This is a genomic window from Streptomyces sp. NPDC048001, assembly GCF_043203115.1.
Lineage (GTDB): Bacteria > Actinomycetota > Actinomycetes > Streptomycetales > Streptomycetaceae > Streptomyces > Streptomyces sanyensis.
Genome location: NZ_JBIDBN010000009.1, coordinates 15,509 through 33,062, shown reverse-complemented (window position 1 = coordinate 33,062; position 17,554 = coordinate 15,509). Strand labels below are relative to the sequence as shown.

Below are 17,554 nucleotides of genomic sequence, written 5' to 3'. Positions count from 1 at the left end.
TGGTCCGGAGCGAACGGCGGCGAGAGTTCCTGGCTCCCCGGGCGACCGGGTCACAGTGGCGGGACCGCGCCGGATTTCCACCGGGCTTCCTCTCCTGTTGCCGCCGTGTATGGCCCCGGCAGTCCACCATGGCCGCGAACGCCCGTCAACTCACCCCTGACCTGCGGCGGGAGAGGATGCGGCGCCCCGTGGCCGCGGGGAGGCGCCCGGTCCGGGCCGGGCGTACCGGCACGCGGGACCGCCCCGGGTGCGCGGGGCACCCGGGGCGGTCCTCGAAGCCGTCAGGCGGACACCGCTCAGACGACGATCAGATAGATGCCGAAGGAGACGGCCGCCAGGCAGAGCGCGAAGCAGGCGTAGGCACCGGTGCGGGCCAGGGCGGCGCCCGAGCCCGCGGCCGACTCCTGCTTGGTCAGGCCGATGACCCCGAGGGTGAACAGGGCCACCAGGGCGACGGTGGCGACGAGGCTCACGCCGAAGACGGAGCCGAGGGCTACCCAGTCGATCTTCATACTGCTTCCTTAGACCGCGGCCGGACGGGCCGGCTCGGGCTCGGCCGGGGTGGAGACGGGGGACGTGGCCTCACCGGCGGGCGGCGGGGCGACGGCCGCGATGGCGGTGGTGACGACGCCCGCGGGCTCGTCGGCGGGGCCCTCCTCGGCCTCGTTGACGTTGGTGTGGTCGACCACCTGGCGGCGGGAGACGATCCAGATCGCCAGGGAGGAGGCGACGAGGAAGACGGCCACCACGGCCACGCCCCAGTCGCCCTGCTTGGTGACGAACTCGGAGAGTGCGGCGACCAGGCCGGCGGCGGGGAGCGTCAGCCCCCAGGCGACGAACATCCGGGTGGCGGTCGACCAGCGGACCACACCGCCCTTGCGGCCGAGGCCCGCACCCATCACGGCGCCGGAGCAGGAGTGGGTCGTCGACAGCGAGAAGCCCAGGTTGGAGGAGGCCAGGATGACGCTGGCGGCGCTGGTCTGGGCGGCGAAGCCCTGCTGGGGCTGGAGGTCGGTGAGGCCCTTGCCCATGGTGCGGATGATGCGCCAGCCGCCGAGGTAGGTGCCCAGCGCGATGGCCAGGCCGGCCGAGACGATGACCCACAGGGGCGGGTTGGAGCCGGGGGAGAGGACGTTGCCGGCGACCAGGGCGAGGGTGATGATGCCCATCGTCTTCTGGGCGTCGTTGGTGCCGTGGGCGAGGGAGACCAGGCCCGCGGAGGCGATCTGGCCGGCGCGGTAGCCCTTGGCGGTCTGCTTGTCGTCGGTGTTCCGGCCGATCCGGTAGGTGAGCTTCGCGGCGAACATGGCGCCGATGCCCGCGACGAGCGGGGCGGCGATCGCCGGGATGAGGACCTTGGTGACCACGACGCCGCCGTTGACGGCGGAGAAGCCCGCCGAGGCCACGGTGGCGCCGATCAGGCCGCCCATCAGCGCGTGGGAGGAGCTGGAGGGGAGGCCGACCAGCCAGGTCAGCAGGTTCCAGAGGATGGCGCCGACGAGCGCCGCGAAGATGACTTCGGGTGAGATGCCTGATTCGTCGACCAGTCCGCTGGAGATCGTCTTGGCGACCTCCACCGACAGGAAGGCTCCGACGAGGTTCAGAACGGCGGACATGGCCACCGCGGACTTGGGCTTCATCGCGCCGGTCGAGATGGTCGTCGCCATCGCGTTCGCGGTGTCGTGGAAACCGTTCGTGAAATCGAACACCAGCGCTGTCACGATCACAATCGCGAGCAGCAGAGTGATGTGTTCCATTTACCCAGGCAATCGTTTGACGTTACTGACGCGTGGACCGTAGGCAACCTGGGTGAACGGAAGGTGAACTGGGTCGGGCGTTGCGGTGTCCCCAAACAGGGTCCCGTGGTTCCGCTTGTGTGCGGGTCGCGTCGGCGGCCGTGCCCGGTGGCCACTCGAACACCCTCCGCCGTCCTCTGTGGTGCCTGTTCCACCGGGACATGGTGCTGGCAGGATCGGCCCATGACCGACGAGGCGCGCGGGGACATGATCGACAGGGCGTGGCGGGAACTGGTCGCCACCGCCCGCAGGACCGCCGCGGAGGGACTCGTCGCGGGCACCTCCGGCAATGTCTCGGTCCGCGTCGGCGACACGGTGCTGGCCACCCCCAGCGGCGTCCCCTACGACCGGCTCGGCCCCGGGGACGCCGTCGGCGTCGACCTCGACGGGACGCGGGTGCTCGGCCGGCTCGCCCCGACCAGCGAACTCCCCCTCCACCTGGCCGTGTACCGCGCCACACCCGCCCGGGCCGTGGTGCACACCCACGCCGTGCACGCCACCGCCGTCTCCACCCTGGTGACCGAGCTCCCCCCGGTCCACTACATGGCGGCCGCCCTCGGCGGCCCGCCCCGGGTCGCTCCGTACGCCCCCTACGGCACCGCGGAACTGGCCCGTCGTACCGTCCGGGCCCTGCGCGGGCGCACCGCCTGCCTGCTCGGCAACCACGGGACCGTGGCCCTCGGCGACACCCTCGACCAGGCGTTCGACCGCACGGTCCAGCTGGAGTGGATGTGCCGGGTCTGGCTCGCGGCCGCCTCCGTCCCCGGCCGCACCCCCCGCCTGCTGGACGCCGCGCAGCTCGCGGACACCGCGGACCGGCTGCGCGGCTACGGCCAGGACCCGCCCGGCGAGCGCTGAGGACCCGCCCGGGGAGCGCTGAGGGGCCGCCCCCGCCCGGGCGCCCTCCGCTGGCAGGCCCCCCGGGGCCCGCCCACACTGGAGCCGTGCGCCCGGCTACAGCGACGGCAGCGGCCGTCTCCACCGTCCTTCTCGGCGCCGGTGCGGCCGCGGTCGCCGCCGGTCGCCTCGCGAGCAGCGCCGCCCTGGGGACGCCCCTGCGCAGGCCCCTGCCGGGCGACCCCCGGCTCACCGTCCACGGCACCGGACCCGGCACCATCTCCCTGACCCGCAGCCTGGCCTCGCTGCGGCCCGGCCTCTACGGGCTGACCGGGCCGGGCGTCCACGCCGTCGTCGGGCCGGTCCTCGGCGGCGCCGCCTCCCCGGACGCCGTGGTCCGCCGACTGGTGCGCGGCCCGGACCACGGCATCGGCACCGGCGCCCGTGTCCGCCTCACCCCCCAGGTGCACAGCGGCGACCCGGCCTCCGCGCTCGGGCTGCCCTTCTCCGAGGTCCTCGTGCCCGGCGAACTCGGGGCGCTGCCCGCCTGGTTCGTGCCCGGCGACCGCACCACCTGGGTGATCACCGTGCACGGCATCGGAACCACCCGGGAGCACCCGCTCAACGTGCTGGGCCTGCTGCACCGGCTGCGCTTCCCGGTCCTCGACCTCGCCTACCGGGGCGACGCGGGGGCGCCCCGCCCGCCGGACGGGCTGAGCCACCTCGGCGACTCCGAGTGGCGCGACCTCGACGCCGCCGTGCGCCACGCCGTGCGCCACGGGGCCGAGCGCGTCGTCGTCCACGGCTTCTCCACCGGCGCCACCATGGCCCTGCGGGCCGCCGCGGGCTCCGGTCTGCGCGACCGCATCAGCGGCCTGGTCCTGGACTCCCCGGTCTTCGACTGGGAGGGCACCGTGCGGGCGCTGGCCGCGGCCCGGGGGACCCCGGCACCCCTCGTCCGGCTCGCGGTCCGCGCCGCCCTGGGGCGCACCGGACCGCACCGCGACGGCCTCGCCGAGGCGCTGGACCCGGCGGCGGTGCGGGTACCCGTCCTCGTCGCGCACGGACCCGGGGACGCCCTCGCCCCCTGGGACCACTCCCGGCGCCTGGCCGCGGAACGGCCCGACCTGGTCACCCTCCACACCGTCGCGGACGCCCCCCACGGGGCGATGTGGAACGCCGCACCCGAGGAGTACGAGGAGGCCGTGCGCCGCTTCCTCGTCCCCCTCATGTGACGCGTGCACCCCGCAGGTCCCCCGCGCCCCCGCGCGCACCCTCCCCGGCGGGCCCGGTGCCTGTCCGGACCCGTGTTCGCGGAGTCCGTTTGGGCTTTCGGGCCGTCAACGGGAAGACTGCTCCCCGTGACGTCCCGAAAGCCTGATGAGCAGTTGGCGCGCAACTCCAGACTCCGACTCGTCCGCCCCGGGTCCCTGGCCACGGCGCGGCGGGCCGTGACGACCCGGCGCACCCGTCCGGCACCCCGTCCCCCCGAGGGCACCCCGGCCCCCGCGGAGCTGGCCGGCCAGGCGCGCACACTCCTCTCCGACGCCGTCCGCATCGCCCGCTGGGCGGCGGTGGAACGCGGTCCCGGAGCGGCCCGCTCGCTTCCCGAGGCGCGCCGGCGGGCCGCGGCCGCGCTCGGGCTGACCCCGGACCAGGTGCGTACGGGCTGGGACCGGGCCCGGCTGTCCGGGCTGATCGAGATCCACGGCGACACCGCCCGGCCCGGCTGGCGGCTGCGCGCCTGGGACCGCGACGACATGGCCGTGCTGCGCGGCTGGGTGGCCCTCTTCGACGCCTGGTCGCTGGCGCACCCCGTACCGGAGCACCTCGCGCCGGCCGCCGTCGCGGAGGTCGTCGAGGCGGTCCCCCAGCTGCTCTCCCTGCTCCAGCTCTCCGCGGGGCCGGTGCACGTCCCGGCGCTGCTGGACCTGCTGGAGCAGCGGGTCGCCGAACTCCGCGAGGAGCGCTGCGACCCGCTCGACCCGGAGGGCGGCCCGGCGGCCCGCCCCGCGGAGTCCGAAGCGCCCGCCGCGGACGCGGACGTCCCCGTGCCGGTGCTGCTCGACTGGGCGCTGCAGGGCCTGGCCTCGGTCGGCGCGCTGACCCTCGGGCCCGGCCAGGCCACCCTCACCCCCCTGGGCAACTGGGCGGTCTGGGTCAAGCTGGAGCAGATCTGCGTGGCCGCGCAGAGCCCCGCCGGGAACATCGAGCAGTCCGCCGAGGACATGCTGCGCGGCTGCGCCCGCCTCACCCCGGGCCCGGCCCGCGCCGAGTACCGGGCCTGGCTCGCGGCGCGCACCGTCTCCAGCGCCGTCGGCGAACTGCTCGCCGCGGCCCGCGGGGAGGACGCCCTGCTGCGCGGCCTCGCCTTCGAGGCGCTGCGCGTGGTGGGCGGGCCGGCGGAGGCCGAGGTCCGCGCCGCGGCGGCGGAGCCCTCCCTGCGCCCCTACGCCCTGCTCTGGATCGCCGAGTACGAGGGGGCCGACCCCGAGGAGGCGGCGGAGGCCCTCACCCGGGAGGAGGCCACCTGGCTCTGGGTCGACACCGCCGCGGCCGTGGCCGACCACGGGGAGCCCCAGCTGCTGCTGCGGCACCTGGAGTCGGCCGTCCAGGGCACGGTGCCGGCCCTCATCGAGGAGGTGCGGGCGGGCGGCCACCCCCGCACCGTGCAGGTCCTCGTCGCGCTCGCCGCCGCCCACCCGGACCCGGCCCTCGCCAAGGCGGTGCGCCGCGCGGCCTTCCAGGTGCACACCGGCGGGGTCTGAGCCGGTGCCGCGGCCGGGCGCTACCCGGCCGCGGCACCCGCGGGCGCGTAGCTGCCGAAGCTCCAGACGTTCCCCTCCCGGTCCCGGGCCATGTAGTCGCGGGAGCCGTAGTCCTGGTCGGCGGGGGCCGCCACGATCTCCGCCCCGTGCTCGACCGCGCGGGCGTGGTGCGCGTCCACGTCGTCGACGTGGACGAAGACGCCCACCGGGCCGCCCCCGCGCATCAGGCGGTCGAACGCGGTGCCCGTCCCCCTGCTGCCCAGCATCACCATGCCGTTGCCGAAGGCGAGCTCGGCGTGGGCGACCGAGCCGTCCTCGTTCTCGTAGACCGCGTGCTCGGTGAAGCCGAAGGCCCCGGTGAGCTGCCGGATCGCGGCCTTGGCGTCCTCGTAGACCAGGGTCGGGCAGATGCTCGGAGAGTGGGGCACGGCGCCAACTCCTCGGATGCTCGGCGGCAGATGTGATCCGGGTCTCAGTCTGGCACCCCCGCCGCCCGGTGGCGGTGACCCCCGCCGGGGCGCCGCCCGCCGATGCCGCTGCGTGCGGCCGGGAAAGCGGCCCGTCCGGGGCGTCCCGGGCCCGCCGCGCACCGCGGAAAAGCACTTGCCCGCCCCGCTAGACTGGCCCGTATGGCTTGTCTCCTTGCGCATTAGACGGCGTCGAAGCGTCGCTCCCCGTCCCTTCCGCCGTCCGACACCGCCCTGGAGTACGTCCCCCGTGATCACCGCATCCGGTATCGAGCTGCGCGCCGGCGCGCGCGTCCTCATCGAGTCCGCCTCCTTCCGCATCGCCAAGGGCGACCGCATCGGCCTCGTCGGCCGCAACGGAGCGGGCAAGACCACCCTCACCAAGTGCCTCGCGGGCGAGGGCATCCCCGCGGCGGGCACCATCAGCCGCTCCGGCGAGGTCGGCTACCTCCCGCAGGACCCGCGCACCGGCGACCTGGAGGTGCTGGCCCGCGACCGCATCCTGTCGGCGCGCGGCCTCGACGTGCTGATCCGCCGGATGCGCCAGAACGAGGAGCGCATCGCGGTCGGCCAGGGCGCCACCCGGGACAAGGCCCTGCGGCAGTACGAGCGCCAGGAGACCGAGTTCCTGACCAAGGGCGGCTACGCGGCCGAGGCCGAGGCCGCGACGATCGCCGCCGCCCTCGGACTGCCGGACCGGGTGCTCGGGCAGCCCCTGCACACGCTCTCCGGCGGTCAGCGCCGCCGCGTGGAGCTGGCCCGCATCCTGTTCTCGGACGCCGACACCCTGCTGCTCGACGAGCCGACCAACCACCTCGACGCCGACTCGATCGTCTGGCTCCGCGACTACCTCAAGACCTACCGGGGCGGCTTCGTCGTCATCTCCCACGACGTGGACCTGGTCGAGACGGTGGTCAACAAGGTCTTCTACCTGGACGCCAACCGCTCCCAGATCGACGTCTACAACATGGGCTGGAAGCTCTACCAGCAGCAGCGCGAGGCCGACGAGAAGCGCCGCCGGCGCGAGCGGCAGAACGCGGAGAAGAAGGCCGCCGCGCTCAACTCCCAGGCCGACAAGATGCGGGCGAAGGCCACCAAGACCGTCGCCGCGCAGAACATGGCCCGCCGCGCCGAGCGCCTGCTGGCCGGCCTGGACGAGGTACGGGTCGCCGACAAGGTCGCCAAGCTGCGCTTCCCCGAGCCCGCTCCCTGCGGGAGGACCCCGCTCACGGCGGAGAGCCTGTCGAAGTCCTACGGCTCGCTGGAGATCTTCACGGACGTCGACCTCGCCGTCGACAAGGGCTCCCGGGTGGTCATCCTGGGCCTCAACGGCGCGGGCAAGACCACCCTGCTGCGGCTGCTCGCCGGGGTGGAGCAGCCGGACACCGGCGCGGTGACCCCCGGGCACGGCCTCAAGCTCGGCTACTACGCCCAGGAGCACGAGACGCTCGATCCGGACCGCACGGTCCTGGAGAACATGCGCTCCGCCGCTCCCGACCTGGACCTGGTCGAGGTGCGCAAGACGCTGGGTTCCTTCCTGTTCTCGGGCGACGACGTGGACAAGCCCGCCGGGGTGCTCTCCGGCGGCGAGAAGACGCGTCTGGCGCTGGCCACCCTCGTGGTCTCCTCGGCGAACGTCCTCCTGCTGGACGAGCCCACCAACAACCTGGACCCGGCCAGCCGCGAGGAGATCCTCGGGGCGCTGCGCACCTACAAGGGCGCCGTCATCCTGGTCACCCACGACGAGGGCGCCGTGGAGGCGCTGGAGCCGGAGCGGATCATCCTGCTGCCGGACGGCGTCGAGGATCTGTGGGGCGCGGACTACGCGGACCTGGTGGCCCTCGCCTGAGACCCCCGCCCGGAGGCCCCCGGGGACCGCCGGGGCCCCGGGAGGGCCCCGGTGATCACCCGCCCATGGATCATTCGGCCTAGGCGCACTCCGTCATCTGTGTGAGTCGATCTCGTACCCCGGCGTGGCGCCTGGCGGACGGGCCGCCTCCGCTCTCCTGCCGCCATGGACTCCACGGACCCCCTGTGACCTGCTCTTTTCGTTTCATGGCCGAAAATGAGCGCTCAAGCGTTCGATTGGAATGCGGCATTCCGGTCGTGGTGGCCGTGTCGTGCGCCGCGACGAGTTCCGCATCGACCTTGCCGAATGGGTGGCCAGGACGCCCGGGAGGGGTGATCATGAGAAGTCCAGAGCGCACTTCCCATGAGGAGGCACGGGTGGCCGAGACTCTGAAGAAGGGCAGCCGGGTGACCGGCGCCGCGCGCGACAAGCTCGCGGCAGACCTGAAGAAGAAGTACGACTCCGGTGCGAGCATCCGGGCGCTGGCCGAGGAGACCGGCCGCTCCTACGGATTCGTGCACCGGATGCTCAGCGAGTCCGGCGTCGTCCTGCGTGGACGCGGCGGAGCGACGAGGGGCAAGAAGGCTCCCTCGACCTGAGCCCCGTCAGCAGAAAGGCTCCTTCGGAACACCGTTTTCCCGATGCGGTGGCCACCCGGGCGGCCCGACGGTCCTCCGGGTGGTTACTGTGCAGTAGCCCGCTGTCGCGGGCCCACTGCACCCACGGAGGCGCCCCATGACTTCGCACGACTCCCTGCTGGACCAGGACGGTGTACGACTCACCGTCGACGGCGCCGTCGCCACGGTCACGCTGGCCAAGCCGGACAAGCGCAACGCCCAGGACTTCGCTCTCTGGCGGGCGTTGACGCAGGCCGGCCGGTTGCTCCCGGGCGACGTGCGGATCGTCGTGCTCCGCGGTGAGGGCAAGTCCTTCTCCGCCGGACTCGACCGGCAGGCCTTCACTCCCGAGGGCTTCGACGGAGAGCCGTCGTTCGTCGACCTGGCCCGCGGCACCGACGCGGAGGTCGACGCCGCCATCGCCTCCTTCCAGGAGGCCTTCACCTGGTGGCGCCGCCCCGACCTCGTCACCATCGCCGCCGTCCAGGGCCATGCGATCGGTGCGGGTTTCCAGCTCGCCCTCGCCTGCGACCTGCGGGTGGTCGCCGAGGACGTCCAGTTCGCCATGCGCGAGACCGCCCTGGGGCTCGTGCCCGACCTCGCGGGCACGAGCCCCCTGGTCTCGCTCGTCGGCTACGCGCGCGCCCTGGAGATCTGCGCCACCGGGCGCTTCGTCCACGCCGACGAGGCCGAGCGCACCGGCCTGGCCAACCTGGTCGTCCCGGCCGCCGAACTCGACGCGGCCGTCCGCGACCTCGCGGCCGCCCTGCTCGCCGCCCCGCGCGACGCCGTGGTGGAGACCAAGGCCCTGCTCCAGGGGGCGACCGCCCGCGGCTACGACGAGCAGCGGGCCGCCGAGCGGGCCGCCCAGGCCCGCCGGCTGCGCGACCTCGCCGGACTGTCGGACTGAGACGGCGCGCCCGCCCCCGGCGCTCCCGGCGGCCGAGTGCGGACGGGGGTATTCCTCCGTGCTGCCGCATCCCCGGCGCGCAACGGGGCAGGCGCACTTAGTGTGGGCAGGGGCCGGATCTCCGGCCCGTGCCCACCGCACCCGGTGCGGGGCGGCAGCCGGCCGCCCGGTCCCGCGGGGAGGCCGGAGGCCGTCCTGGCGGGCCCACCCGCGGCGCTCCGTGAAAGGACCACGCGATGAGCGAGACAGGCGAGCGCAACCGGCCCCCGCAGGCGGCCGTCGTCGAGCAGGGGGCCGACGCCCCCCGCCGGAGCGCGCCCGGCAGACGGGCCGACGCCCAGGTCCGCGGACGGACCACGATCGCCGACGGCGTCGTCGAGAAGATCGCCGGGCTCGCGGCGCGCGACGTCGTCGGCGTCCACACCATGGGCAGCGGCGCCTCCCGCACCTTCGGCGCGGTGCGCGACCGGGTTCCCGGTGCGGGCGGCAGGTCCGGTCCGGCACGCGGGGTCAAGGCCGAGGTGGGTGAGGTGCAGACCGCGCTCGACCTGGAGATCGTCGTCGACTACGGCGTCTCCATCGCCGACGTGGCCCGGGCCGTCCGGGAGAACGTCGTCTCCGCGGTCGAGCGCATGACGGGCCTGGAGGTCGTCGAGGTCAACATCGCGGTGAGCGACGTCAAGCTCCCCGACGAGGACGACGTCGAGCCCGAGCCCCGGCTCCAGTAGCCCCCAGGTCCAGGAGAGGAGTCCACCATGAGCATGGCGGTCGTCGGCATGGTCGCCGGCATGGCTCTCGGATTCGCCGGGTACTTCGGCGGGTTCGGGGCGTTTCTTCTCGTCGCCGCGCTGGGAGCGGTCGGGTTCGTGGTCGGCCGCTTCGTCGAGGGCGACCTCGACATCGGCGACTTCCTGCGCGGCCGCGGCAGCGGGCGGCGGTGATCCGCCGTGGCCGGGGGTGAGCCCGCACCGACCCGCCCGCGCCGGGTCGCCCCCGCCGAGCGGGGGTCCACCACCGTGGCGGACCGGGTCGTCGCCAAGATCGCCACCCGGGCGGCCAGGGAGGCCCTGCCCGTCCCCGAGGGCGGCGCGGCCCCGCACGCCATGGTGGTGGTGCACCACGGCGCGGCCCGCATCAGGATCAGCCTGGAACTCGACTACCCCTGCGACATCGGGGGCCGGTGCGCCCGTGTGCGGCGGCACGTCGCACGCCGGGTACGGGAACTCGCGGACATGGAGGTGCCGGAAGTGGCCGTCCAGGTCGAGCGGCTGCACTCCGCGCCGCAGCACGCCACCGCGGAGGGGAGGCTCCGGTGAGCGCCGACGCGCCCGGGGAAACCCCCGCCGAGGAGGCGGCCCCGGCCGCGGCCCGGCCGCCCGCCGCCCGCGGCAGCGCCCCCGCGGAACCCGCAGGGCCCCGGGCCGGGCGCTTCTGGTCCGCCCGCAGGGTGCCCGCCGGCCTGCTCGCGCTGGTCCTCCTCGGCGCCACCGGCCTGCTGCTGTACGACGTGGCCGCCGTCCGCGCCGACCGCCCGGCGATGCACTGGCGGCGCGCACTCGCCGACCACCTGGACCGCTGGCGCCTGGACGAGGTGGCCGTCCTCGCCGTCGCGGCCGCCGTGGTGCTCCTCGGCCTCTGGCTCCTCGTCCTCGCCGCCACACCCGGCCTGCGGGCCGTCCTGCCCATGCGCCGCGACCACCCCGGGGTGCGCGCCGGACTCGACCGCGAGGCGGCCGCACTGGTGCTGCGCGACCGGGCCGTGGAGGTCTCCGGGGTGCAGTCGGCGAAGGTACGGGTCGGCCGGGGCAGGGCCACCGTCCGCGCCCGCTCCCACTTCCGCGAACTCGACGAGGTGCGCGCCGACCTCGACACCGCGCTCGCCATCGGCCTGCGGGAACTCGGCCTCGCCCGCCCCTGCGTCCTCACCGTCCGCGTCGCCCGCCCCACGGGGAGGAGGACATGAGGCGCATGCTCCCGGTGGCCAACCGCGTGCTGCTGGGCCTGGCGGGCCTGGTGCTGGTCGCGGTCGGCGGCGCCGTCCTCGCCGCCGGGACGGGACTCGACGTGCCCTCCTGGTGGCCCTGGTCCGGTCCCTCCGACGTCCTGCTCAGCGACGCGGACCGGGCGCGGTGGCGCTCGGAGGGCTGGTGGTGGCCCGTCGTCATCGGCGTCCTGGCCCTCGTCCTGCTGCTCGCCCTGTGGTGGCTGCTCGCGCAGCTGCGGCGCGCACGGCTCGCCGAGATCCTGGTGGACAGCGGCGACGGCGAGGGGGCCGTGCTGCGCGGCCGGGCCCTCGAAGAGGCGATGCGGGGCGAGGCCGAGTCGATGGCGGGCGTCTCCCGGGCCGCGGTGGCGCTCACCGGGCGCCGCCGCACCGCGCCGGGTGCCCGTGTGCTGCTCCATCTCGAAGCGCACGCCTCACCCGAGGAGGTCCTCTCCGGTCTGGCCGACGGCGTCCTCGGCAACGCCCGCACCTCGACCGGCCTCGCCGCGCTGCCGGCCGAGGCGAGGCTGCGGGCCTCCAGGCACCGGGCCCAGCGGGTCAGCTGAGCCCCGGCGCCCCGCGGGTCCGTCAGAAGCCGCGCCGTGCGCCGCCGTCCACCGGCAGCATGACCCCGGTCAGATAGGAGGCCGCCGGGGACAGCAGGAACGCCGCCACGGCCCCGAACTCGCCGGGCGTGCCGTAGCGCCGCAGCGGGATGGCGGCCTCACCGGCCGCCCGGGCGGCCTCGGCGTCGCCGGAGAGCGCGTCCAGCTCCCGGACGCGGTCGGTGTCGATACGGGAGGGCAGCAGCCCCACCACGCGGATCCCGCGCGGCCCCAGCTCGTCGGCGAGGGACTTCGCGAAGCCCGCGAGCCCGGGCCGCAGACCGTTGGAGACCGTCAGACCCGCGATCGGCTCGTGGACGGAGGCGGACAGCACGAAGCCGATCACCCCGCCCTCGGAGAGCTCCGCCGCGGCGGTGCGGGCGAGCCGCACCGCCCCCAGGAACACCGACTCGAAGGCCGAGCGCCACTGCTCGTCCGTGTTGTCCGCGACGAAGCCCGGCGCCGGGCCGCCCACGCTGATCAGCACCCCGTCGAACCGCCCGAAGTGCTCCCTGGCCGCGGCCACCGCGCGCTCCGCGGCGGCGGGCTCGGCGTTGTCCGAGGCCAGGCCCACCGCACCCGGGCCGAGGTCGGCGGCGGCCTCCTCGACCGCCGCCGCGTCACGGCCGGTGATCACCACCCGCGCGCCCTCGGCGACCAGAGCCGCGGCGGAGGCGCGGCCCAGGCCCCGGGAGGCACCGGTGACGACGAAGACGCGGTCCTTCAGTCCAAGATCCATGCGCCCTATCCTGCCTCGTCGTGCCGGGCGAGCGCGAGGGCCGTGTTGACCAGGCCGATATGGCTGAACGCCTGCGGGTAGTTGCCCAGCAGGCGCTCGGCCGCCGGGTCGTACTCCTCGGACAGCAGGCCCACGTCGTTGCGCAGCGCCAGCAGCTGCTCGAACAGCTCGCGGGCCTCCTCGTGGCGGCCCGCCATGCACAGGGCGTCGGTCAGCCAGAAGGAGCAGGCGAGGAAGGTGCCCTCGCCGCCGGGCAGTCCGTCCACCCCGGCGCCCGCCGTGCTGTAGCGCCGCACCAGGGGCCCGACGGCCAGCTCCCGCCGGACCGCCTCGATGGTGCCCAGCACCCGCGGGTCGTCGCCCGGGAGGAAGCCGACGTGCGGGATCAGCAGCGTGGCCGCGTCCAGCTCCTCGGAGCCGTAGGACTGGGTGAAGGTGTTGCGCACCGGGTCGTAGCCCTTCTCGCACACCTCCCGGTGCACCTCGTCGCGCATGGCGCGCCAGCGGGCCGCCTCCCCGGGCAGCGAGCGGTCCGTCTCCAGGGTGCGCACCGCCCGGTCGGCGGCCGCCCAGGCCATCACCTTGGAGTGGACGAAGTGGCGGCGCGGGCCGCGGACCTCCCACAGCCCCTCGTCGGGCTGGCGCCAGGTGGACTCCAGGAAGCCCAGCAGGCTCAGCTGGATGTTCCACGCGTGGCGCTCGGCGGGGAGGCCGGCCTGGCGGCAGACGAACAGGGAGTCGATCACCTCGCCGTAGACGTCCAGCTGGAGCTGGGTGGCGGCCTCGTTGCCGACCCGGACCGGCACCGCTCCGCCGTAGCCGCCCAGCCACTCCACCTCGAACTCGGGAAGCCGCCGCTCACCCGCGATGCCGTACATGATCTGCAGGTCGGCGGGGTCGCCGGCCACCGCGCGCAGCAGCCAGTCCCGCCAGGCGGCGGCCTCCTCGTGGTAGCCCGCCGACACCAGTGACCCCAGGGTCAGTGCGGAGTCCCGCAGCCAGCAGAAGCGGTAGTCCCAGTTGCGCACCCCGCCGAGCTCCTCCGGGAGCGAGGTGGTCGGGGCCGCCACGATGCCGCCCGTCGGGGCGTAGGTGAGCGCCTTCAGGGTGATCAGGGAGCGCACCACCGCCTCGCGGTAGGGGCCGCGGTAGCCGCACACCGAGGCCCACGCGGTCCAGTCCTCCAGCGTGTGGCGCAGCGACTCGTGGGGGTCGATGAGCGGGGGCCGGGACTTGTGCGAGGGGTGCCAGGTGAGGACGAAGGCCACCGACTCGCCCGCCGCGACCGTGAAGGAGGAGCAGGTGCTGAACTGCTGGCCCCACGTCTTGACCTGGGGTTCGCTGCGCAGCCACACCGCGTCGGGGCCCGCCACCGCCACCCGGTGCCCGTCAGCCCGGCGCATCCACGGCACCACGGAGCCGTAGTCGAAGCGCAGCCGCAGTGTCGCGGCCATCTCGACGCTGCCGGTGACGCCCTCCACGATCCGCACCAGGTCGGGGGCCTCGTCGCGCTGGGGCATGAAGTCGAGGACCCGCACCGTGCCCGTGCGGGTCTCCCACACCGACTCCAGGACGAGCGAGTCCCCGACGTAGCCGCGCCGGGTGCACCGCCCGGCGCCCCGGGGCGCGATCCTCCAGTGGCCGTTCTCCTCGTTGCCCACGAGTGCGGCGAAGCAGGCCGCGGAGTCGAACCGCGGCAGGCACAGCCAGTCGACGGAGCCGGTCGCGGAGACCAGCGCGGCCGTCTGGAGGTCGCCGATGAGGGCGTAGTCCTCGATGCGTAGGGTCACGCTCTGGCGTGTTCCCGGCGGAGTCGGCCGTCAACCAGCGGCGGGGGCGGGCTCCGGGGTGCCGGGCCTCCGCGCCGCGGCCCTGTCCCGCAGTTCACGGCGGACGAGGACGACCCAGCCGACGGGCACCCCGGCGGCGAACAGCCACCACTGGACGGCGTAGGCCATGTGGGCGCCGATCGAGTCGTGGTCCGGCGCGGGGATCTGCTCGGGCCCCTCGGGGCCGGACCGCGGCTCCGTCAGCTCCAGATAGCCGCCGAGGACCTCGCGGTCCAGCCGCTCGGCCTGCTGCGCGCTGCTGATGAGCATCACCTGGCGCGGCGGGAGCCCGGCCAGGTCCTTGATCCCGCTGGTGCCGGTCGTCTCGTCGGCCTTCAGCCGCCCCGTCACCGTGACGGTGCCCCGCGGCGGGGCCGGCACCTCGGGGAACGCCGTCTGGTCGGCTCCGAAGGGGACCCAGCCGCGGTTGACGAGCACGGCCCGGCCGTCCGCCAGCACCAGGGGGGTCAGCACATGGAACCCGACCCTGTCCTCGGCGTTGGTGCGCCGCCGCACCACGACCTCGCCCTCGGTGTCGAAGGTGCCCGTGGCCCGCGCGGTGCGCCAGTAGTCGGCCCGCGGGACGGTGTGGCCCGGCGAGGTGAGCTCCTCGACGGGAACCGGTGCCGCGGCCAGGCTGTCGGCGATCAGCCCGTTCTGCGCGACCCGGCGCTCATGGCGGTGGAACTGCCAGAAGCCCAGCTCGACCATCGAGGGGACGAGGACGAGGGCGATCAGGGTGAGGATCACCCACTGCCGGGTCAACAGGAAGCGGTACACGGCTCGACGGTACCCGGCGCGCCGCGGCCCCCGGACGAGGGGGTCTCGGTCCCGTCCCGGGGCCGGCGCGCCGGGGGGAGCCCGGCCCCGGAGGGGCGGGCTCCCGTGGCTCACACCCGGTCGACGATGCCGGCCCTCCCCTCCGCCCTGGCGCAGTGGGCGCCGCAGTACCAGTGGCCCTCGGCCTCCACGCCCTGGCCGATGATCTGGACCCGGCAGTGCTCGCAGATGGGCGCCATGCGGTGGATGGCGCAGGAGAAGCAGTCGAAGACGTGCACCGCGCCCTGCGCGTGCACCTCGAAGGACATGCCGTAGTCGTTTCCGCAAACCTCGCAACGTGCCATGCGCCACAGGGTGAAACGCCCGGGCCGCCCCGGGCGAGCGGCCCGGGGGCGAGTCGCCGCGCTTTCACTCCGATGCGGGTGCCTGCGGCGGGGGAGCGGCCGGGGCGCGGCGCCCGCCCGGCGCGGGGGCCACGTCCCGCAGCGCCTGCGTGAAGGCCGCCTCGTCGAGGACGGGGGTGCCGAAGGCCGCGGCCTTGACCGCCTTGGAGGTGGCGGCATCCGGGTCGTTGGTGACCAGCAGGCTCGTCAGCCGCGACACACTCGTCGCCACGTGCAGGCCGGCCTCCACCGCCCGGTCCTCCAGCAGCTCCCGCTCGGTGGAGGTGTCGCCGGAGAAGGCCACCCGCATGCCCTGCACCAGCGGCCCGCCGGGCGTGTAGCGGCCCGGGTTCGGGTACGGGCACGGCGGGCGCCTGCGGGACGGGCGCCAGCCGCGGTGCCCGTGGGACGCCTGGTACCCCACACGCGCCGGGGCGGCGGAGTCCGTCCACTCCGTCAGCGGGCGGCACTCCAGCAGCGGCAGCCGCACACCGCCCCGCGCGGCCGCGTGCAGGCTGGGACGGAACGCCTCGGCGAGCACCCGCGCGTCGTCCAGCGCGTGGTGGGCGCGCTGCTGCACCACCCCGAAGTGCGCGGCCAGCGACTCCAGCTTGAGGTTCGGCAGCGGCAGCCGGAGTTCCTTCGCCAGGGCGATGGTGCACAGCCGCTGGCGGGTCGGGGCCTCGCCGCGGGCGCGCGCGTACTCCCGGGCGATCATGTTCCAGTCGAAGGCGGCGTTGTGCGCGACGAGCACCCGGCCCTCCAGGCGGGAGGCGAACTCCCCGGCGATCTCACCGAACAGCGGCGCCCCCCGGAGCACCTCGCTCGTCAGCCCGTGGATCCACACCGGTCCCGGGTCCCGCTCCGGGTCGACCAGGGTGTACCAGTGGTCCTCGACCTCGCCCCGGGCGTCGAGCCGGTAGACGGCGGCCGAGACGATCCGGTCGTCCCGGGCGAGCCCCGTGGTCTCCACGTCGACGACCGCGTACCCCTCGGGGTAGGCGGTCGGCCAGGTCGTCGCTGCGGTCGTTCGGTCGTCGAGCATGGTCACAGAGAATACGGGCCGCCGCCGACAGCACTCGACCCCCCGGTGCGCCCCGCCCCGGTCACCGCCGGGGCGGCGCAAGACCGCCGCGCCCCCAGCGGGTTGACGCACCCCGGGCCGGGCCGGGATGAGACGCTGTCCGCGTGAGCGACGAGAGGCGGCCCGGTGACGCGGGCGGGGCGGGGGACGCGGGCGGCGCCCGGCGTCCCGCGGCCGCGCAGGCGGGCCACGAGGCGGGCCACGGCGGACTCGGCACCCGCCTCAACTGGCTCCGCGCGGCGGTGCTCGGGGCCAACGACGGCATCGTCTCCACCGCCGGTCTGGTCGTCGGCGTCGCGGGGGCGACCTCGGAGCGCTCCGCCCTGCTGACCGCGGGCCTGGCCGGGCTGCTGGCCGGGTCGCTGTCCATGGCGGCGGGCGAGTACGTCTCGGTGTCCACCCAGCGCGACTCCGAGCTGGCCGCCCTCGCCCAGGAGCGGCGCGAGCTGGCGGAGCAGCCCGAGGCCGAACTGGATGAGCTCACGCAGATGCTGACGGACCGGGGCCTTTCGGGGGCGGTGGCCCGGGAGGCCGCCGAGCAGTTCACCGCCCGCGACGCCCTGCGCACCCACGCCCGGGTGGAACTCGGCATCGACCCGGACGCCCTCACCAACCCCTGGCACGCGGCGGGGGCCAGCTTCCTGGCGTTCACGGTGGGCGCCCTGCTGCCGTTGCTGGCGATGGTGCTGCCGCCCGCCTCCGCCCGGCTGACCGTCACGGTCCTGTCGGTGCTGGCGACCCTCGCCCTGACCGGCTGGTGGAGCGCACGCCTGGGCGCCGCACCCCCGCGACGCGCCGTGCTGCGCAACGTCGGCGGCGGGGCGGTCGCGATGGGCGTCACCTACGCGGTCGGCTCCCTGCTGGGCGCCACCGGGGTGTGAGGGGCGTGCGCCGCGGTGGCGCCCG

Annotated in this window: 20 protein-coding genes and 1 riboswitch; of the genes, 12 read left to right on the top strand and 8 right to left on the bottom strand. The window is 75.2% G+C overall.

All coding sequences use genetic code 11. From position 1 onward, the window contains the following. Positions 1 to 23 precede the first annotated feature (23 nt). Positions 24 to 93, bottom strand: a riboswitch (cobalamin riboswitch). A 203-nt stretch (positions 94 to 296) separates the two neighbouring features. Both ACGF15_RS17830 and ACGF15_RS17825 read right to left on the bottom strand, forming a co-directional pair. Beyond that, the gene (locus ACGF15_RS17830) at positions 297 to 512 is read right to left on the bottom strand and encodes a hypothetical protein (RefSeq protein ID WP_345615697.1); all 216 of its coding nucleotides are present in this window, start codon (positions 510 to 512) and stop codon (positions 297 to 299) included. A 9-nt stretch (positions 513 to 521) separates the two neighbouring features. Next, positions 522 to 1,757: an inorganic phosphate transporter gene (locus tag ACGF15_RS17825; RefSeq protein ID WP_345615696.1), complete on the bottom strand. Its 1,236-nt coding sequence runs from the start codon at positions 1,755 to 1,757 to the stop codon at positions 522 to 524. A 222-nt stretch (positions 1,758 to 1,979) separates the two neighbouring features. On the opposite strand from ACGF15_RS17825, the gene ACGF15_RS17820 reads away from it, so the two are divergent. From ACGF15_RS17820 to ACGF15_RS17810, 3 genes are all read left to right on the top strand, one after another. After that, positions 1,980 to 2,654: a class II aldolase/adducin family protein gene (locus ACGF15_RS17820; RefSeq protein WP_345615695.1), complete on the top strand. Its 675-nt coding sequence runs from the start codon at positions 1,980 to 1,982 to the stop codon at positions 2,652 to 2,654. Positions 2,655 to 2,740: 86 nt separating this feature from the next. Then, positions 2,741 to 3,868 (top strand): hypothetical protein, encoded by a 1,128-nt coding sequence (locus ACGF15_RS17815; protein WP_345615694.1) that lies wholly within the window; start codon positions 2,741 to 2,743, stop codon positions 3,866 to 3,868. A 126-nt stretch (positions 3,869 to 3,994) separates the two neighbouring features. Then, complete coding sequence (locus ACGF15_RS17810; RefSeq protein ID WP_392799994.1) at positions 3,995 to 5,401, top strand: hypothetical protein; 1,407 nt, start codon at positions 3,995 to 3,997, stop codon at positions 5,399 to 5,401. A 20-nt stretch (positions 5,402 to 5,421) separates the two neighbouring features. Here the strand turns inward: ACGF15_RS17810 and ACGF15_RS17805 are convergent, their stop codons facing one another. Further along, complete coding sequence (locus ACGF15_RS17805) at positions 5,422 to 5,829, bottom strand: VOC family protein (protein ID WP_345615693.1); 408 nt, start codon at positions 5,827 to 5,829, stop codon at positions 5,422 to 5,424. 289 nt (positions 5,830 to 6,118) lie between these two features. Here ACGF15_RS17805 and abc-f point away from each other — a divergent pair, with 289 nt between their 5' ends. The 8 genes from abc-f to amaP all read left to right on the top strand — a co-directional run bounded on the left by abc-f (position 6,119) and on the right by amaP (position 11,794). Beyond that, complete coding sequence (gene abc-f, locus ACGF15_RS17800; protein WP_256526916.1) at positions 6,119 to 7,717, top strand: ribosomal protection-like ABC-F family protein; 1,599 nt, start codon at positions 6,119 to 6,121, stop codon at positions 7,715 to 7,717. Between the two features lie 377 nt (positions 7,718 to 8,094). Further along, complete coding sequence (locus tag ACGF15_RS17795; protein WP_256526917.1) at positions 8,095 to 8,316, top strand: helix-turn-helix domain-containing protein; 222 nt, start codon at positions 8,095 to 8,097, stop codon at positions 8,314 to 8,316. Between the two features lie 136 nt (positions 8,317 to 8,452). Further along, positions 8,453 to 9,244: an enoyl-CoA hydratase/isomerase family protein gene (locus ACGF15_RS17790; RefSeq protein ID WP_345615692.1), complete on the top strand. Its 792-nt coding sequence runs from the start codon at positions 8,453 to 8,455 to the stop codon at positions 9,242 to 9,244. Between the two features lie 236 nt (positions 9,245 to 9,480). Further along, positions 9,481 to 9,972 carry an Asp23/Gls24 family envelope stress response protein gene (locus ACGF15_RS17785; RefSeq protein ID WP_345615691.1) on the top strand — a complete coding sequence of 164 codons (492 nt, stop codon included), beginning with the start codon at positions 9,481 to 9,483 and terminating at the stop codon, positions 9,970 to 9,972. A gap of 27 nt (positions 9,973 to 9,999) precedes the next feature. Beyond that, positions 10,000 to 10,185 (top strand): hypothetical protein, encoded by a 186-nt coding sequence (locus ACGF15_RS17780; protein WP_345615740.1) that lies wholly within the window; start codon positions 10,000 to 10,002, stop codon positions 10,183 to 10,185. A gap of 6 nt (positions 10,186 to 10,191) precedes the next feature. Beyond that, a complete protein-coding gene (locus tag ACGF15_RS17775; protein ID WP_256526922.1) occupies positions 10,192 to 10,560 on the top strand; it encodes a hypothetical protein in 369 nt (122 codons plus the stop codon). Further along, entirely contained in the window at positions 10,557 to 11,207 is a 651-nt protein-coding gene (locus ACGF15_RS17770) for a DUF6286 domain-containing protein (protein ID WP_392799987.1), read from the top strand. Before ACGF15_RS17775 ends, ACGF15_RS17770 begins: the two co-directional genes overlap by 4 nt. Before the next feature lie 5 nt (positions 11,208 to 11,212). Further along, entirely contained in the window at positions 11,213 to 11,794 is a 582-nt protein-coding gene (gene amaP, locus ACGF15_RS17765) for an alkaline shock response membrane anchor protein AmaP (protein WP_392800401.1), read from the top strand. A 22-nt stretch (positions 11,795 to 11,816) separates the two neighbouring features. Here amaP and ACGF15_RS17760 read toward each other — a convergent pair whose 3' ends face one another. The 5 genes from ACGF15_RS17760 to ACGF15_RS17740 form a co-directional block, all read right to left on the bottom strand. Continuing rightward, entirely contained in the window at positions 11,817 to 12,572 is a 756-nt protein-coding gene (locus ACGF15_RS17760) for an SDR family oxidoreductase (RefSeq protein WP_345615688.1), read from the bottom strand. Positions 12,573 to 12,577: 5 nt separating this feature from the next. Then, a complete protein-coding gene (locus ACGF15_RS17755) occupies positions 12,578 to 14,362 on the bottom strand; it encodes a glycoside hydrolase family 15 protein (RefSeq protein ID WP_392799983.1) in 1,785 nt (594 codons plus the stop codon). Positions 14,363 to 14,392: 30 nt separating this feature from the next. Continuing rightward, positions 14,393 to 15,181, bottom strand: coding sequence for an SURF1 family protein (locus tag ACGF15_RS17750; protein ID WP_345615686.1), 789 nt, complete (start codon positions 15,179 to 15,181; stop codon positions 14,393 to 14,395). A gap of 110 nt (positions 15,182 to 15,291) precedes the next feature. Next, positions 15,292 to 15,525: a hypothetical protein gene (locus ACGF15_RS17745; protein ID WP_005319131.1), complete on the bottom strand. Its 234-nt coding sequence runs from the start codon at positions 15,523 to 15,525 to the stop codon at positions 15,292 to 15,294. A gap of 64 nt (positions 15,526 to 15,589) precedes the next feature. Then, the gene (locus ACGF15_RS17740; protein WP_345615685.1) at positions 15,590 to 16,609 is read right to left on the bottom strand and encodes a DEDDh family exonuclease; all 1,020 of its coding nucleotides are present in this window, start codon (positions 16,607 to 16,609) and stop codon (positions 15,590 to 15,592) included. Between the two features lie 281 nt (positions 16,610 to 16,890). Between ACGF15_RS17740 and ACGF15_RS17735 the strand changes: the two genes are divergently transcribed. Further along, a complete protein-coding gene (locus ACGF15_RS17735; protein ID WP_345615738.1) occupies positions 16,891 to 17,529 on the top strand; it encodes a VIT family protein in 639 nt (212 codons plus the stop codon). The last annotated feature ends 25 nt before the right edge of the window (positions 17,530 to 17,554 follow it).

Excerpts from the sequence above, each read along its gene's own strand:
- ACGF15_RS17830 (WP_345615697.1), bottom strand. The coding sequence starts at position 512 with ATGAAGATCGACTGGGTAGCCCTCGGCTCCGTCTTCGGCGTGAGCCTC.
- ACGF15_RS17825 (WP_345615696.1), bottom strand. The coding sequence starts at position 1,757 with ATGGAACACATCACTCTGCTGCTCGCGATTGTGATCGTGACAGCGCTG.
- ACGF15_RS17820 (WP_345615695.1), top strand. The coding sequence starts at position 1,980 with ATGACCGACGAGGCGCGCGGGGACATGATCGACAGGGCGTGGCGGGAA.
- ACGF15_RS17790 (WP_345615692.1), top strand. The coding sequence starts at position 8,453 with ATGACTTCGCACGACTCCCTGCTGGACCAGGACGGTGTACGACTCACC.
- ACGF15_RS17785 (WP_345615691.1), top strand. The coding sequence starts at position 9,481 with ATGAGCGAGACAGGCGAGCGCAACCGGCCCCCGCAGGCGGCCGTCGTC.
- ACGF15_RS17780 (WP_345615740.1), top strand. The coding sequence starts at position 10,000 with ATGAGCATGGCGGTCGTCGGCATGGTCGCCGGCATGGCTCTCGGATTC.
- amaP (WP_392800401.1), top strand. The coding sequence starts at position 11,213 with ATGCTCCCGGTGGCCAACCGCGTGCTGCTGGGCCTGGCGGGCCTGGTG.
- ACGF15_RS17760 (WP_345615688.1), bottom strand. The coding sequence starts at position 12,572 with ATGGATCTTGGACTGAAGGACCGCGTCTTCGTCGTCACCGGTGCCTCC.
- ACGF15_RS17745 (WP_005319131.1), bottom strand. The coding sequence starts at position 15,525 with ATGGCACGTTGCGAGGTTTGCGGAAACGACTACGGCATGTCCTTCGAG.
- ACGF15_RS17740 (WP_345615685.1), bottom strand. The coding sequence starts at position 16,609 with ATGCTCGACGACCGAACGACCGCAGCGACGACCTGGCCGACCGCCTAC.